At 66.2% G+C, this 14,932-nt stretch carries 17 protein-coding genes and 1 tRNA gene; 4 read left to right on the top strand and 14 right to left on the bottom strand.

What is annotated here, in order from left to right; all coding sequences use genetic code 11:
• Positions 1-17: 17 nt before the first annotated feature.
• Positions 18-1,154 (bottom strand): HNH endonuclease signature motif containing protein, encoded by a 1,137-nt coding sequence (locus M7H19_RS00850; protein ID WP_298175828.1) that lies wholly within the window; start codon positions 1,152-1,154, stop codon positions 18-20.
• Positions 1,155-1,602: 448 nt separating this feature from the next.
• On the opposite strand from M7H19_RS00850, the gene M7H19_RS00855 reads away from it, so the two are divergent.
• The gene (locus M7H19_RS00855; protein WP_298175830.1) at positions 1,603-2,457 is read left to right on the top strand and encodes a patatin-like phospholipase family protein; all 855 of its coding nucleotides are present in this window, start codon (positions 1,603-1,605) and stop codon (positions 2,455-2,457) included.
• A gap of 112 nt (positions 2,458-2,569) precedes the next feature.
• Here M7H19_RS00855 and M7H19_RS00860 read toward each other — a convergent pair.
• From M7H19_RS00860 to M7H19_RS00880, 5 genes are all read right to left on the bottom strand, one after another.
• Positions 2,570-2,642: transfer RNA gene (locus tag M7H19_RS00860), tRNA-Ala, on the bottom strand.
• Between the two features lie 58 nt (positions 2,643-2,700).
• A complete protein-coding gene (gene glpR / locus M7H19_RS00865; protein ID WP_298175832.1) occupies positions 2,701-3,570 on the bottom strand; it encodes a gephyrin-like molybdotransferase receptor GlpR in 870 nt (289 codons plus the stop codon).
• A gap of 190 nt (positions 3,571-3,760) precedes the next feature.
• On the bottom strand, positions 3,761-4,438 hold the full coding sequence (locus M7H19_RS00870) for a GNAT family protein (protein WP_298175834.1): 678 nt from the start codon (positions 4,436-4,438) through the stop codon (positions 3,761-3,763).
• Between the two features lie 12 nt (positions 4,439-4,450).
• A complete protein-coding gene (glp, locus tag M7H19_RS00875) occupies positions 4,451-5,719 on the bottom strand; it encodes a gephyrin-like molybdotransferase Glp (RefSeq protein ID WP_298175836.1) in 1,269 nt (422 codons plus the stop codon).
• The gene (locus M7H19_RS00880; protein WP_298175838.1) at positions 5,719-6,621 is read right to left on the bottom strand and encodes a UTP--glucose-1-phosphate uridylyltransferase; all 903 of its coding nucleotides are present in this window, start codon (positions 6,619-6,621) and stop codon (positions 5,719-5,721) included. The genes glp and M7H19_RS00880 overlap by 1 nt, the downstream gene beginning before the upstream one ends.
• Positions 6,622-6,645: 24 nt before the next feature.
• Between M7H19_RS00880 and M7H19_RS00885 the strand changes: the two genes are divergently transcribed.
• From M7H19_RS00885 to M7H19_RS00895, 3 genes are all read left to right on the top strand, one after another.
• Entirely contained in the window at positions 6,646-7,266 is a 621-nt protein-coding gene (locus tag M7H19_RS00885; protein WP_298175840.1) for a 5-formyltetrahydrofolate cyclo-ligase, read from the top strand.
• A 121-nt stretch (positions 7,267-7,387) separates the two neighbouring features.
• Positions 7,388-7,732, top strand: a complete 345-nt coding sequence (locus tag M7H19_RS00890; protein WP_298175842.1) for an FmdB family zinc ribbon protein — start codon at positions 7,388-7,390, stop codon at positions 7,730-7,732.
• A 174-nt stretch (positions 7,733-7,906) separates the two neighbouring features.
• Entirely contained in the window at positions 7,907-8,563 is a 657-nt protein-coding gene (locus tag M7H19_RS00895) for an SAF domain-containing protein (protein ID WP_298175844.1), read from the top strand.
• A gap of 9 nt (positions 8,564-8,572) precedes the next feature.
• On the opposite strand, the gene M7H19_RS00900 is transcribed toward M7H19_RS00895, so the two are convergent.
• The 8 genes from M7H19_RS00900 to M7H19_RS00935 all read right to left on the bottom strand — a co-directional run.
• Positions 8,573-8,758 carry a hypothetical protein gene (locus tag M7H19_RS00900; RefSeq protein ID WP_298175846.1) on the bottom strand — a complete coding sequence of 62 codons (186 nt, stop codon included), beginning with the start codon at positions 8,756-8,758 and terminating at the stop codon, positions 8,573-8,575.
• A 32-nt stretch (positions 8,759-8,790) separates the two neighbouring features.
• Complete coding sequence (locus M7H19_RS00905; RefSeq protein ID WP_298175847.1) at positions 8,791-9,291, bottom strand: MogA/MoaB family molybdenum cofactor biosynthesis protein; 501 nt, start codon at positions 9,289-9,291, stop codon at positions 8,791-8,793.
• 216 nt (positions 9,292-9,507) lie between these two features.
• Positions 9,508-10,836, bottom strand: coding sequence for a trypsin-like peptidase domain-containing protein (locus M7H19_RS00910; protein WP_298175849.1), 1,329 nt, complete (start codon positions 10,834-10,836; stop codon positions 9,508-9,510).
• Positions 10,837-10,901: 65 nt separating this feature from the next.
• Positions 10,902-11,930, bottom strand: coding sequence for a galactose-1-phosphate uridylyltransferase (gene galT, locus M7H19_RS00915; protein ID WP_298175851.1), 1,029 nt, complete (start codon positions 11,928-11,930; stop codon positions 10,902-10,904).
• Positions 11,927-12,250, bottom strand: a complete 324-nt coding sequence (locus M7H19_RS00920; RefSeq protein WP_298175866.1) for a DeoR family transcriptional regulator — start codon at positions 12,248-12,250, stop codon at positions 11,927-11,929. The genes galT and M7H19_RS00920 overlap by 4 nt, the downstream gene beginning before the upstream one ends.
• Before the next feature lie 110 nt (positions 12,251-12,360).
• Positions 12,361-13,764: a HAMP domain-containing sensor histidine kinase gene (locus M7H19_RS00925; protein ID WP_298175853.1), complete on the bottom strand. Its 1,404-nt coding sequence runs from the start codon at positions 13,762-13,764 to the stop codon at positions 12,361-12,363.
• The gene (locus M7H19_RS00930) at positions 13,761-14,450 is read right to left on the bottom strand and encodes a response regulator transcription factor (protein ID WP_298175856.1); all 690 of its coding nucleotides are present in this window, start codon (positions 14,448-14,450) and stop codon (positions 13,761-13,763) included. The genes M7H19_RS00925 and M7H19_RS00930 overlap by 4 nt, the downstream gene beginning before the upstream one ends.
• 58 nt (positions 14,451-14,508) lie before the next feature.
• The coding region (locus M7H19_RS00935) for a response regulator transcription factor (RefSeq protein WP_298175858.1) at positions 14,509-14,932 on the bottom strand (424 nt) is incomplete at its 5' end.

Here is a 14,932-nt window from a genome sequence, read left to right on the forward strand (position 1 = left end):
CTGACCACCGTCGTCGTTCAGTCCCGGGGTTCCGGAAAGCTGCTCCGCATGTGACCGGACGGCGTGGTCACGTCGAGTCGTTGCGACTGTGGGTCAAAAAGATACTTCCATCCGGGCACGTCCTTGAGGCGGTGATGGCGCCGGCAGAGTCCCACGAGATTGTCCGGGTTCGTGGGCCCGTGACGATTCCACTCCACGCTGTGGTCGAGATCGGTGAATTGGCTTGGCCTGTGGCAACCCGGGAATCGGCATTCACGGTCACGCACACGTGTGAACTCATCGGTCACCGCGGGAGGTCGGTACCGTTCACGTCCTGCGTCGATCGGTGCCCCGGTGAGTGGGTCGGTCACGATGCGCCGCCATGTCGAGCCGTTGTCATACGCGATCTGTCGGGCCACCGAAGCCGGGATGGGTCCGTGTCCCGCGAGCTCGCCGGGTTCGTTCCGAAGACCCATCAGGGTTGTGAGGTCGACATGGACGTATACCTCCGCCTTCGCCGGGCCGAGGGGGTTCCCGTGTTTTTCCAGGAGGATGTCGGCGAGCACGTCGGCCCTGAGTTGATCGGTCGTGCGGTTTTCCCCGCTACGTCGCAGGGCCTGTGCTTCTCGGTCGATGCGCGTGTAGGCGGCACTCGCCACTTCTGCGGGGAGGTCGGCGAGCAGAGTGGCTATTCCGTGATCGCCGTGAATGAGTTCCACACGTCGTTGTGCACGTCGTCGGCGTGCTCTGTCTTCGGCGCCTTCCGGGTCGACACGGTGCACTACTCGGTTCACGAGCCGACGAATGCGGGAAGGCTCGCGGTTGACGAGTTTGTCAGCCACCAGGACGTCGACGTACGCGGCCTTCTCGTCCGAGAGCACGGCCGTCGGTTCGGCGACTTTGGACGCTTTGTACGCGTCGATTTCACCTCGTCGCATAGCGGCTAGCGTGTTCGGCAGTCGGTGGGTCAAGGCCTTGGCGAGCGCCAGTCTCTTCCGCGCCGCGTTCTCTCCGACAGCCAGAGTTAGAGCCAGCTCAGCGGCGACGTCCTCCGCGCGGCCACGGCGTTCGTAATAAGCAGAGATCTCCTCCAGCTGCAATGACTGGAGTCGGGAAATACGTTGTTCTAATCGTCGAATACGGGCAATCGACTTCTCCCCCAGCAATTCACCCATGCCATCGACCCTAGCCGAACACCACACCCACCACAGTACCCGAAAATAGTGAAAGAATGCACGAATGGTACCGTTCGCGTATTTCTACTTTCGCACGGTCGAGGAAATGGCACAATGCGTGGAAGTGATCGAGGCTCGGTGGAGCGGCAGAATCGACGACTCTTCGGTGCCACCGACGACTCGTTCGTTCCGCTAGTACTGGGAGTCGCTTCGAATATTACTCAGCCGCCGCAACCTCACGTGGTCGTGTCTCTCGACCGTTCGCATGGACCGTTTTCGAAGGCTGAAGCGGGTCCGGCCTCGAACAGCCCGCTTCAACGGCCGAACCGGTGCTGTCGCCCCGAACATCCGGGAGAAGCTCGAACACACCGGGGCGCGTGAGCACGCGCATCGCGTCCGGATCGCTACGCTACCGCGCAGCGATCATCGCCCTGATTGCGGAGGGTTCGTGACGAATAACGACAAGACACTCGTGTTGGGAGCGGGCGGCATCACCGGGATCGCTTGGGAACTGGGTTTACTGGCAGGGCTCGCCGAGCGCGGTGTGGATCTCGGGTCCGCCGACCTGGTGATCGGAACCTCCACTGGAGCGGTGGTCGGCGCCCAGTTACTCGGTGGCATCGATCTCTACGCGCGCTATCGCAATGAGCTGGAAGGTGTGAGGGGAGAGAAGGTGGGGAGGATCGGGCTGCGCAATCTGGTGCGAATCGGTCTCGCCGGATTTCGCGCAAGTGACCCTACGGACGCGCGCAGGCGCATCGGCGAGCTTGCACTCGCGGCACGGACCGAGACCGAGGCCGTGCGGCGCAAGACCGTCGCGGCGTGGCTCGGTGGCGTCGACGACTGGCTCGACCGACGCCTGCGGGTCACCGCGGTCAATGCGGAAACCGGCGAATTCATGGTGTTCGACAAGGGAAGTGGCGTCGATCTGGTGGCCGCGGTCGCCGCGAGCTACGCGTCTCCGTGCGTGCGCCCACCGTCCACTATCGGCGACGGCCGCTTCATCGACAGTGGGTTGCGTTCTCCGTCCAATGCCGACCTTGCGGAGGGCTACGAGAGGATCGTGGTGCTCACTCCCGTTGAAGGTGGTGGTGATGCGATGGGTTCGCCCGTGGAAGAGGTCGCCGAGTTGCGGAAGCAGTCTCAGGTTGTCCACGTCGCACCCGATTCTGAGGCGCGTCCGCAGGTCGGTCGCTCGATGCCGCAGATGCTCAAGCCGGCACGGCGGGCGGGAGCCGCGAAGGCTGGGTACGCACAGGCGGCACGTGTTGTCGATGAGATCGCTCTTGTCTGGTCGAGCTGAGTCGCAGCCGACCCGGGTCCGTTACGGACTGCGTAGTCCTGACAGCAAAAAGACCACCCGCCGAGCGGGTGGTCTTCGATATGACGACTTGTGAGGGTGTGGCACCCTAGAGTGGAGCTGAGGGGAATCGAACCCCTGACCTTCTCGTTGCGAACGAGACGCGCTACCAACTGCGCTACAGCCCCTTGTTGGTTGCTCGGTGAGCATAGCAAGCTCACCACACCCACCGAGCGAGGGGGTGCCTTATTCGCCCGCGGCACGTCGGTACGAGTACCGACTGGGGTCGTCGAGCTCGTGAAACGCAGGGTCCTCGTCCTCCAGGTCGACGACGACGGCCTGCCTACGGACACGTGTAGTGGGCATCGGCTTGCGTTCGGCACCGACCACGTCGCCGGGCTCGTTCTTCAGCACTTCGATGTCCGCGAGCGGGTCTGGTCTACGAGGAGCTCGTCGCGACGCGGCACGCAGGCGAGCGAGCCTGCGCTGTCGGATCTCTTCCTCGATCCGAACCTGTCGACGCAGGTAGACGAGGTAGCCTGCGAGCAGGACGTCCGCGACGCCGTGCACCCACCACAGCACGGGAAGTACGAAGCCGGCCGCGATGGCCGTGGTGACGACGGCCAGCAGGAGCACCAAGACAGCCCTCTGCCGGAAGGCGTACTTCGCTTTGGCAGCCATCGCCGCGGCCTCGGGATCGAATCCGCCACGTCCCGGTCGGTAACGACGCATAGGACGCTCTTCGGTCACCGGCGCGCGCCTCGACGGGTATTCGTCGAACTCGCTGTCCTCGGCGTCACGGTGATCGTCGCTGTAAGTGTCGTGTTCGTCACTGTAGATGTCGTCGTGTGTGGTCTCCGGCTCGTCGTAGACGCCCCGCTCGTCCCGCATGTCCTCGTCGTCCGCGTCGATCAATTCCCCGTCGTTCAGCGCATCGGTGTCCCCCCGTTCGAACTCGCCGTTCGACACACTGTGCGCACTCCCGCTACGCACGACCCGCGCGGCCAATGCCGCATCGTTGGTCTGCGTGATGACCTGGCGCTTACGCGCGACCATGGGAACGAGGACGGCAAGCCATGCCGCAGCGAGCCCCACAATGATCAAAGAGCTGGGCATCTCCCGTCACCTCCCCCGACCAGCACTGCCAGTACTGCCACTGCCGTGGATGGCACAACCGGAGTCCTGGCCCTCGCCCCGTACTCATACCGACTATCGTCACGCTAGTCACAGGAGTAACAGAAAACGCGGAGACTCGCCGGATGGTTTTTCGACTCGCTCGCCTCGCTGTAGCACGTTTCACCGTGAGTTAACGCTGCTCAGGCAGGGTCGCCCGACCGGAGTCAACGAGTCGTGTGACGAGTCCGTCTCCGATTTCCTCCGCTGTGATGGCGTAGCAGAGGTGATCTCGCCATGCTCCCTGGACATCGAGATATCGGAGGAACAGTCCCTCTTTGCGGTAGCCCACCTTGCCGAGGACGCGGAGGCTGGCCACGTTCTCAGGGCGCACCGTGGCTTCGAGCCGGTGCAGTCCCGCCTGTGTGAACGCGTGGTCGGTCGCCAACGCGACTGCCGCCGTGGCCACGCCGCCCCCCGTGAGCGTGGACGACACCCAGTAGCCGACCCACGCGGAACGCAGCGACGCCCTGACGATGTTACCGATCGTGATCTGTCCCGCGAACTCGTCATCGACCGTGATGGCGAACGGGAGGCACTGGCCGTGTTTCGCCAGTCTTCGCAGTGTGGACCACTGGGAGAACCACGCCCATGCAGCGTTGCGTTCGGTCCAGTCGCCTGTTTGTGTGGGTTCCCAGCGTTCGAGGTATTCGCGGTCGCGCAGGCGGATACGACTCCAGTCCTGGGCGTCGCGCAGCCGGACGGGCCGCAGACGCACCGTGCCCGCGGGGACCACGATCGGTCCCAACTTGGCCGGCCAACCGGGACGCTGCGGCTCCGCGACAGAGACTGCGTCGTGTCCGGTCGACATCACCACAGCCTGTCACACACGTTGCGCGAGGAATGCCACCTTGACCTGCTCGCCCGCGGCGACTTCCGTCAGTTCCTCGTCGACTTGGATCAGACAGTTCGCCTCGGCCAACGAGGTGAGCAGGTGCGCGCCGGCGGTTCCGAGGGGCTGCACGAGGTACTCGCCGTTGCTCTCGTCCCGCAGTAGCTGCCCGCGGAGGTAGCCACGACGTCCTTGTGTCGACGTGATCGGGGAGAGCAGCCGCGCTTCCACCATCCTCCGGTGTGGGTGTCGCGTGCCGCGTGCCGCTCTGATCAGCGGCCGCACCATCACCTCGAACACCACGAGCGCGCTCAGCGGGTTGGCCGGGATGAGGAAGGTCGGCACGGCGTCGGGCCCCAACCTGCCGAACGCCTGTGTGGAGCCGGGGTGCATGGCCACACGTGTGGTGTCGATGTCGCCGAGGTCGGCGAGAGCGGCTTGCACCTCCTCACCGATGCTGCCTCCCGCACCACCGGCCACGACGATGACCTCGGACATGAGGAGCCTGCCCTCGACGGTCTCCCGCAGTCGTTTGGGGTCGAGTGGGACGATGCCGACTCTGCTCACATCCGCGCCGGCGTCTCGAGCCGCGGCGGCGAGGGCGTAGGAGTTGACGTCGTAGACCTGGCCGACCGCCGGGGTGCGGTCGATGTCCACGAGCTCGTCCCCCACGGAGATGATCGAGACTCGTGGTCTGGGATGCACGAGCACCTTCGACCGCCCCACGGCCGCGAGCAGCCCCACCTGCGCCGATCCGATCGTGTCGCCTTTGCGCACGGCCACGTCACCGGTTTGGACGTCCTCGCCGGTTCTACGCACATAACCGTGTGAGGGGACGGCGCGCCGCACGGTGACCTTGGCGGTGCCGCCGTCGGTGTCGGACAGGGGTATGACGGCGTCGGCGAGCGTGGGCAGGGGTGCTCCTGTGCACACGCGCACCGCTTGGCCGGGTTGGAGTCTGCGGGGTTGCCGAGAACCGGCCGGGATCTCGCCCACGACCGGCATCTCGACGGGTTCTTCGTTGGCCGTGCGCACGTCGACGCTGCGTACGGCGTAGCCATCCACTGCGGCTTGGTCGAATCCTGGCAGCGCCTGTTCGGCGACGACCTCCTCGGCACAGAGGAGCCCCTGTGCCTCGGAGATCGCGACCCGCACGGGGCGCGGCCGCACCGCCGCCTTGAGCAGCAGCGAGAGGTGGTCCTCGACCGACCGCAGCTGGGCTTTGGGGTGCGTAACGACGGTCGATTCGGTGTCAGCCATCAGTCGGTGGTGCCGATCCGTTCGATCAGCCACTCGCGGAGCGAGGGGCCGTACTCGGGGTTGTTCAGTGCGAAGTCCACGGTGGCGCGGACGAAGCCACCGGGGTTGCCGAGGTCGTGCCGGCCGCCGTGGTGCACCACGACGTGGACCGGGTGGCCTTCGGAGATCAGGAGGGCGACGGCGTCGGTGAGTTGGAATTCCCCACCGGATCCGGGCTCGATTCGACGTAGTGCGTCGAAAATCGCTCGATCGAGTAGATAGCGGCCCGCCGCCGCGTATGTGGAGGGAGCTTCCTCCGGGGTGGGTTTTTCCACCATACCGTGGACTCGTTTGACGTCGGCGTCGTCGGTGTCGGACACGTCGAACACGCCGTACGGCGAGATGTGTTCTTTCGGGATGTCGAAGGCGCACAGCACGCTGCCGCCGTGTCGGGCGCGCACCTCCGCCATTTTGGACAGCACTCCGGTGGGGAGCACGAGATCGTCGGGTAGGAGAACGGCCACAGCGGTGTCGCCGTCGTCGAGATTCTGTTCGGCCTGGGCGACGGCGTGGCCGAGGCCGAGCGCCTCTTCCTGGATCGCCACCTGTACCTCGAGCAGGTTCGGGGCTCGGCGGACTTTTTCCAGCATGTCGGTCTTGCCCTTGCGTTCGAGCGTGGCTTCCAGCTCGGGCTTGTTGTCGAAGTAGCCGACGACCGACTTCTTCTCGGGTGATGTGACGATCACCATGCGTTGCGCGCCCGCCTCGGCGGCTTCGCTCGCGACCAGTTCGATCCCCGGAGTGTCGACGACGGGAAGCAGCTCCTTCGGCACTGCCTTTGTGGTCGGTAGGAATCTCGTGCCGAGCCCCGCGGCTGGCACGATGGCGGTCCGGAACGTGGTCTCATTCGTGGCGCCCGTCATGGCCGCAAAGCCTAGCCTGGTCTCGTGGAACATACCGACAACGACAACCCCCCTGCGAGTGTCAAGATGTCGTGGCGGCGGCGGTTGGAAGCCGGTCGAGTGGCTCTGTCGCAGGAAGAGCGCGAGGCCGAAGCCGTCGCGTTGGCGCGTGCTGTCGGTGAGCTCGACGCGGATACCGTGTGTTGCTATGTGCCTTTCGGTGCCGAGCCGGGCTCGCGGAAGATGCTCGACGTGTTGCGTGAGCGGGGCAGCACGGTGCTGCTGCCCGTGATCCCCGCCGAGCGCGGCCCGCTGGATTGGGCCGAGTACACGGGTGCCTCGTCGTTGGCTGCGGGTGTGTTTCCGCAGGTGTTGGAGCCGACCGGGCCACGCTTGGGTCCGGAAGCCGTCGCAAGAGCCGATATGGTGCTCGTGCCCGCGTTGGCTGTGGATCGTCGAGGGGTTCGGCTGGGCAAGGGCGCGGGCTACTACGACAGGTCGCTGGCGCTCGCCTCGTCCGATGCCAGGTTTGTCGCTGTGGTCCGAGATACCGAGTTCGTGGATCGGTTGCCCGCCGAACCGCATGATGTGCGTGTGCACTCGGTGCTGACTCCCGGCAGGGGTGTGATCGAACTCCCGGTCGCTGGACAGGGTGAAGAGGTGTGAGGCGGACCTCGATTGCGCTGGCGGAATGCCATCACGCAGAATTGCGTTAGCACTCTCGGCAATCGAGTGCCAGATCAGGAGCGTTCCAGGTCTGGAGTGCCACAGCCTCGAAGGAGTCTTCGTGCCCACCTACCAGTACGCCTGCAAGGAGTGTGACCACCGGTTCGAGGTGGTCCAGTCGTTCTCCGACGCGAGTCTGACCGACTGCCCCGAGTGCCAAGGGCCACTGCGTAAGCTCTATGGCTCTGTCGGCGTGATTTTCAAGGGCAGTGGTTTCTACCGCACCGATTCCCGGTCGGACTCGGGGTCGAGTTCCACGTCGGCGAAGTCGTCGTCCAACGGTTCCGGCAACGGCTCGTCCGGTGAATCCAAGTCGGACTCGGGTTCCGCCAAGTCGGAGTCGAGCTCCAGCTCGTCCGCTTCGTCGTCCAGCTCCAGCACCACCTCCACCTCCGCGGCGTCCTGATCGAAAGCTGTCCGACCTCGCCGCCGAGCACAACCCGCGGCGGCGAGTTATCCACAGACCCGGAGTTGTCCACAGGTCGCTCATCGGTCGTTTCCCCTCGGAGCGCGTGGCTCCTACCGTCGTCTCTCGTCGAGAGGGCGCGCACGGCGCTCTGGCACACACGGGGGAAGCGGTATGGACACCATGCGTGTACGTGGATGGCGCGAGCGGCTCAAGTGGCTACGGTCTCGCCTGCGCGGGAATCCGCTTCTCCTACTACGGCGTGCGCTCGCTGCGGCACTGTTCCTGGTCGCCGCGGTGTTGGCGGTCGTGCCGGAAGCCGACCGTGAGCCGCACGTCCCCGTTCTCGTCGCGGCGAGGGCTCTTCCACTCGGCTCCACCCTGTCCGACGCCGACGTACGCGTGACTGAGGCGCCCGCCGAGCTCCGCCCGGCTGGCGTGCTCACCGAGCCGGCCCAGGCGGTGGGTCGCAGGCTCGTCGGCGCCGCGCGGGAGGGCGAGCCGCTGACCGATGTGCGATTCGCCGACGAATGGAACGGGTCGCCTGGATCCACCACCGTGCCTCTTCGGCTCGCCGACGACGAGGTCACGCACCTGTTGCGGTCGGGCGCTCGTGTCGACGTCGTGGCGCCGGGCGAGGACAGGCAGCAAGCGCATGTCCTCGCTGAGGGCGCCACCGTGGTGACCGTGGTGAAACAGGAGTCCGATCAGATCGGCGGCCCGCACTCTCGGCAGGACGCGCCACTGGTGTTGGTGGCCGTGCCCGACGAGCAGGCTCCCCGTGTGGCCGCTGCCGCGCTCGGTCACCCGATCACCGTGACGCTCCGATGACCGGCGGGGTCAGCGGTCGTGGTGTGGCGGCCTGTTCTCGCGGTACCAGTCGTCCGGCAGTGTGTTGGTCGAGCCGAGTCGGCGTTCGTCCCGCGTCGTGTCGGGAAGCACTTCGCCGAACACCTCGTCGAGGAGACGGCGGCGTTTCGTCGACTCACGCCGGTCCTTGCCGCTCTGTCCGCCGTTGTGGTTCATCGGTATCGGGTGCTCACTCGTCACATTCACGATTACGACTGGTCGAGGCCGGAGAGTTCGTCGATGACGTGAGGCACCAAGGCCGACAGCGTCGCCATGCCATCACGGACAGCCGCGCGCGACCCGGCGAGATTTACCACCAAGGTGCTACCCGAGATGCCGACGAGGCCCCGGGAGATACCGGCGTCGAGTGCTCCCGCTGCCAATCCCGACGAACGCAAGGCCTCCGCGATGCCCGGCACGGGTCTGTCGAGCACACCGGCCGTGGCGTCCGGGGTGACATCGCGCGGGGACACTCCCGTGGCTCCGACTGTGATCACCAAATCGACCCCGCCGATGACAGCCGTGTTCAGTGCGTTACGGATCTCGACGGTATCCGCACGAACGACCACGATGCCGTCGACGATGAAGTTCGCCTCTTCCAGCAGCTCGGTCACGAGCGGGCCCATGCCGTCATCGAGTTCTGTCTGGGCCATTCGATCGTCCACTATCACGACGAGGGCTCGCCCCAGCCGCTGCGCATCGCGTTCCATGTGCACCACCGTAGTGCCCGTCGCAAACGGAAGAGTGATCGGAAAGTCCGCGTAAGCCACCTCCCCGGTGCGCTATGGGCGGTGTGGGGAGGTGGCCCCGCTCCCTCGTTTCCGACATTCCTGACGATCGTTGAGGACTCTGTCGTCGCCGGTACCGTCCGCACGTGTGTGTCCGGCACCGGTCCTGGAGCGGCTCGACGAGGAGCTGAACGGCACCTAGTTGACCCGCACCGGTTGTCCGCCGAGCGTGACTTCGACGGTGCTGCCGTCTGCGAGCGTGAATGTGGTCTTCTCTCCGGGCGCCCTCGTGCGGATGGCCGCGACCAGCCCGTTGGCGTCCTCGATCCGCCGGTCGTCCATCTTCACGACCACGTTCCCCGATTCGAGGCCTGCCTGTTCCGCTGGGCTGCCCGGCTCCACGTCTCCGATGACCGCGCCACCGTTCGGAGCGTTTCCGACAGTGGCTCCGATGTAGGTCTGGTTGGCGTGACCGTTCTCGATGATCTCGTCGGCGGTCCTGCGCGCCTGGTCGATGGGGATGGCGAAACCGATCCCGACGTTGCCGCCCTGCGAGGGGCTGTAGATCGCCGAGTTGATTCCGATGACCTGGCCCTGCATGTTGGCCAACGGGCCGCCGGAGTTACCGGGGTTGATGGCCGCGTCGGTCTGGATGGCGTCCATGACGGTGGTCTGATCGCCTTGTCCGCCTGCGGTCACCGGGCGGTTCAGCGAGCTGACGATCCCGGCCGTCACGGTGCCGGCGAGTTCGTACGGGGATCCGATCGCGACCACGGACTCTCCCACGCGGAGGTCGTCGGAACGCCCGAGTTCGACGGTGGTCAGGCCGCTGACCCGTTGGGCCCGGACGACGGCGATGTCGGTGGTGGGGTCGCGGCCCACGATCTCGGCCGAGGATTCCTCACCGTTGTGGAACACCACGGTGATCTGTCCGCCACGAGCCGCTGCCTCGACCACGTGGTTGTTGGTGAGGATGTAACCGTCCTCGCTGATGATGAAGCCGGAACCCTCGTTGGAGGAGCCGAGTCCCCCGACCTGGAGTTGCACCACGCTCGGTTTGAGTTTCTCGGCGACGGCTTCGACGCTGCCTTCGGGGGCGCTTCCGGTCTGTTTTGCGGGAGGTGGCTGGTCGAGCGCGTTCGGCGCGGACGGCTCCCTGGCCGTGTCCGTTGCCAGATAACCGGCCGCAGCGCCCGCTCCCCCACCGACGAGCAGGGCGAGCAAGGCGATGCCCGCGACGAGCCTGCCCGGCAGCCCACGACGCCCCGTGGAGGGCTGCGAGGGAACGTACGGGTAGGAGGCGTAGCCGGGCTGGGGATGGGCCGCTGTGGGATACCCACCTTGGCCATAACCGCCGACGGGGGTTCGGGGCGGATATTGGAACTCGTTCGTCTCCTGGCCACCGTCCTGGTACCGCCCGGTGTCCTCGTGTTCCGACGACCCGGTGTGTGCTTCCGGACTCGGCTGCTCAGGCGTTCCCGACTCCGGGGTGTGCCTGTCCTGTGCGGAGGGGTCGTTGTCGGTCATATCTCCATGATGGTCCGGAGTCCTGAAAGCATGCTGAGTTCAGTCTGTGGGAGTTATGGGATTTCTCAGCGGGCTGCCCTGAGTTTATCGGCTATCTGTTCAGGTGTGCTGTCGTTGATCCACACGGCCATGCCCGACTCGGAACCTGCGAGGTATTTGAGCTTGTCCTCCGCTCGCCGGATGGAGAACAGTTCGAGATGCAGCCATGCCAGGTCACGGTCACGGTGCACGGGGGCTTGGTGCCAGCCCGCCACATATGGCAGGGGGCGGTCGTAGAGGGCGTCACAGCGGCGTAGCACCGACAGGTACACCTCGGCGAAGTCGTCGCGTTCCGGGGTGCTCAGTTCGGTGAGGTCGGCGACCTGTCGGTGCGGTACGACGAGTACGTGCACGGGCCACCGCGCGGCGGGAGGCACGAACGCTGTCCAGTGTTCACCCTGCGCCACGATCCTCCGCCGGTCGGCGTGTTCGTCCGCCAATACGTCGCCGAGGACGTGGGTGCCGTGCTCGGCGTAGTGGGTGCGGGCGGTCGTGAGCATGCGTTCGGTGCGTGGCGGCACGAACGGGTACGCGTAGATCTGGCCGTGGGGGTGATGCAGTGTCACGCCGATCTCCTCGCCTCTGTTCTCAAACGGGAAGACTTGTTCGACCCCGTCCCGTGTCGACAGTTCGGCCGTGCGATCGGCGAGTGCCTCCAGCACAGTGCGCACGCGGCGTGGACTGAGTTCGGCGAACGAGCTGTGGTGGTCGCTGGTGAAGCACACGACGTCGGCGTGCCCGGTGCCTCCCGAGAAAGCGGGGAATCGGTTGTCGAACACCACCACGTCGTAATCGCGTTCCGGCACCTCGGTCAGCCGGCCGGGCGCTGTCGGGCACAGGGGGCACAGGTCCGCCGGGGGTTTGTAGGTGCGGGTCTGGCGGTGGGCGGCGATCACCACGTCTTCGCCGGTGAGCGGGTCTCGGCGGACCTCCGAGGTGGCGGTGACGTGGGGAAGGTTTCTGGTGTCGGACGCCGTGCGGCCGTGCGCGCGGGGATCCTCGTCGTAGTAGGTGATCCGCCGGCCGTCGGCGAGGCGTCGCACCGTCTTGTTCAACGTCGCCCTCCACTTCGTGCGGACACGGTCACGAGTTCCCCGACGTGCGTGGACAACACCTCGCAGGCCCGGTCGTCGAGCTTGTCGTCGCCGGCTAGCAGGTCGATCTCGGACAGTGTCGCGGCGGTGGCTTCCCTTTCGATGAGGTTCGGGACCGTGAGCCCGGCTTGTTCGGCGATGCCGTGGGCGTTGTGGAAGACGAGGTCACGGCGGACGGTCATGTCGGCGACCCCCGACTTCCCCACGAGGTCACTGACTCGCACAGCGCCTCTGCGTCGAGTCTCCTCGAGGATGACCGCCTGTCGTTGCCGCGCCAGCACCGTTCCACTCCGTCCCGCGACCACGTCAACGACACAGAACCCTACGCCACCTATCACACTCTATGTGATCAATCACTATACTCATAGTGATCAATTGGGTGTCGGTGTTCTCACCCGGGGATGCCGGGCAGTCGAATCGCCATCAGCGCACCGCCGTCGGATTTGTTGTTGGCGTACACCGTGCCTCTGTGCCGTTCCGCGGCCTGTTTGACGATGGCCAGGCCGAGCCCCGAGCCGGGAAGCGTGCGCGCCTCGGACGAGCGGTAGAAGCGGTCGAACACCATGGGTAGGTCTTCGGCGGCGATGCCGGGGCCCGAGTCGGACACCTCGATCACGGCGGTGCCGTCCCCGAGCGGGCGCAACACGACCCGCACCACCGAGTCCTCCGGTGAGAACTTGATGGCGTTGTCCAACAGATTCAGCACGGCGCGTTCGAGGCTGTGGGGATCGCCGGCCAGGACCCACGGGTGAAGTTCGGTGTCGAACTCGATGGTGCTCGTCCGTCGCCGAGCTCGGTCGAGGGCACGTTCGACCACTTCGACGAGATCCACGCGTTCGGCGGCGTCCCGCGTTGTGTCTTCCCGTGACAGTTCGGACAGGTCGCCGATGAGTTGTGTCACCTCGTCCAACTGTGCTCGGATGTCGGCCTCGATGTCCGCGCGGTCACGTTCGGACAGTGTGGGCGCGCCTTGTCTGCTGGCTGCGAGCAGCAGTTCCAGGTTGGTGCGCAGCGATGTCAGCGGGGTGCGCAGCTCGTGTCCGGCGTCGGCGACGAGTCGGCGTTGCCGGTCCTGCGATTCCTCGACCGCTCGCAGCATGGTGTTGAAGCTCTGTGTCAGCCGCGCGAGTTCGTCGTCGCCGCTGACGGGGATCGGCCGTAGGTCCATGGTGCGCGCGACCCGTTCGGTGGCCGACGTCAGTTTCTCCACGGGCCGCAGTCCAGCGCGTGCCACGGCGGTGCCGGCGGCCGCCGCGACCAGGATGCCTGCCCCACCGAAGAACAACAGCACCAGTGCGAGTTCGTTCAACGCTTGTTTCGTGGGTTGCAACGACTGTGCGAGCACCATGGCGACTCCGTGGCCCGCGGGGAGGGCGATGACACGCATGTCGGTGGCGGAGTCGGTGCGCAGCGATGATTCCTTGATACCCGTGGCGACGGAGAGTTCACGTTCCCCCCATGGTGGTGGCGTGCCCGCGCGGGGGTAGATCAATTCGCCGTTGGCGGTGAGCAGCCCGATGTGGATGTCGCTGCTGACCAGGAACGCGCCGGGGATGGACTGCAGGCGGGTCTGCACCGCCGGGCTTTCCACGGCCGCTTCCGCCCGGTTGATGAGGTTCTCGTCGAGCGCCACGTACAGGTTGCGGTGCACGGTGATGTAGGCGCCGAGCGACACGAGCGCGACCGCGCAGGCGACGCAGAAAGCCGCCAGCAGCGACACGCGCGCCCGCAGGGAGAAGCGGCGTCGCGTGCCGCGCTCGTCCGGGTCCGTGTTCTCGGTGGGCGGCTCGCTCACGGTGGTGTCTCCCGAAGCACGTAGCCGACGCCGCGCACGGTGTGGATGAGGCGTGGTTCCCCTCCCGCCTCGGTCTTGCGGCGCAGATACCCGACATACACCTCGAGGGCGTTGCCGGAGGTCGGGAAGTCGTAGCCCCACACCTCTTCGAGGATGCGGCTTCGGGCGAGCACGTGCTTCGGATAGGTCAGGAACAGTTCGAGGAGGGAGAACTCCGTGCGCGTGAGTCTGATCTGGCGGTCGCCGCGCGTGACCTCCCGCGTGTTGGGGTTGAGTGTGAGGTCGGCGAAGGCGAGTACCTCGGTGTCGTCGCCCGTGTCTTCCTGTCCCGCGCGGCGCAGTAGGGCCCGCAGCCTGGCGAGCAGTTCTTCCAGGGCGAACGGTTTGGGCAGGTAGTCGTCGGCCCCGGCGTCGAGTCCGGCCACCCGATCGGACACGGCGTCGCGCGCGGTCAACACGAGAATCGGCAAGTCGTCGCCGACGCCACGCAGTCGACGCGCCACTTCCAGCCCGTCGAGGCGGGGCATCATGACGTCGAGAACCATGGCGTCGGGACGTTCCGTGGCCACTTTCTCCAGGGCCTGCGCGCCGTCGCTGGCGAGGTCGACCTGGTAGCCGTTGAACTGCAGAGAGCGCCGCAGAGACTCCCGGACGGCTCGGTCGTCGTCCACAACGAGTATGCGCATGGGTCCCAGTCTGGCCCGTGCAGCTGAGACCGTCCTTAACGAGGCAGCCCGGTCGGGGTCAGTCGACCAATCCGCCCCGGTAGGCGAGCAGCGCGGCCTGCACCCGGTTCGCCGCGCCGATCTTGGACAGCACCGCCGAGACGTAGCCCTTGACCGTGGCCTCGGACAGGTGCAACCGTCCACCGATCTCGGCGTTGGACAGCCCTTGCCCGATGAGCGTGACGACTTCCCGTTCCCGTTCCGACAGCGACGCGATGAGCTCGCGTGCGGGCGCCGAGGCGCGTTGTCCGTCGCGGTGGGCGTTCACCATGCGCGCGGCCACGCCGGGATCGAGCACCGCGCCGCCGCGCGCGAGGTCGCGGATGGCGCGCACCAGCATGATGGGTTCGATGTCCTTGAGGAGGAAGCCGTTCGCGCCGAACCGGAGCGCGAGGCTGACGTACTCGTCGATGTCGAACGTCGTCAGCATGGCCACCGCCGGC

Source organism: Saccharomonospora sp. (genome assembly GCF_027317685.1).
Lineage (GTDB): Bacteria > Actinomycetota > Actinomycetes > Mycobacteriales > Pseudonocardiaceae > Saccharomonospora.

Excerpts from the sequence above, each read along its gene's own strand:
- glp (WP_298175836.1), bottom strand. The coding sequence starts at position 5,719 with ATGGCTGACACCGAATCGACCGTCGTTACGCACCCCAAAGCCCAGCTG.
- M7H19_RS00850 (WP_298175828.1), bottom strand. The coding sequence starts at position 1,154 with ATGGGTGAATTGCTGGGGGAGAAGTCGATTGCCCGTATTCGACGATTA.
- M7H19_RS00895 (WP_298175844.1), top strand. The coding sequence starts at position 7,907 with ATGGACACCATGCGTGTACGTGGATGGCGCGAGCGGCTCAAGTGGCTA.
- M7H19_RS00905 (WP_298175847.1), bottom strand. The coding sequence starts at position 9,291 with ATGGAACGCGATGCGCAGCGGCTGGGGCGAGCCCTCGTCGTGATAGTG.
- M7H19_RS00930 (WP_298175856.1), bottom strand. The coding sequence starts at position 14,450 with ATGCGCATACTCGTTGTGGACGACGACCGAGCCGTCCGGGAGTCTCTG.
- M7H19_RS00910 (WP_298175849.1), bottom strand. The coding sequence starts at position 10,836 with ATGACCGACAACGACCCCTCCGCACAGGACAGGCACACCCCGGAGTCG.
- M7H19_RS00900 (WP_298175846.1), bottom strand. The coding sequence starts at position 8,758 with ATGAACCACAACGGCGGACAGAGCGGCAAGGACCGGCGTGAGTCGACG.
- glpR (WP_298175832.1), bottom strand. The coding sequence starts at position 3,570 with ATGCCCAGCTCTTTGATCATTGTGGGGCTCGCTGCGGCATGGCTTGCC.
- M7H19_RS00880 (WP_298175838.1), bottom strand. The coding sequence starts at position 6,621 with ATGACGGGCGCCACGAATGAGACCACGTTCCGGACCGCCATCGTGCCA.
- M7H19_RS00870 (WP_298175834.1), bottom strand. The coding sequence starts at position 4,438 with ATGTCGACCGGACACGACGCAGTCTCTGTCGCGGAGCCGCAGCGTCCC.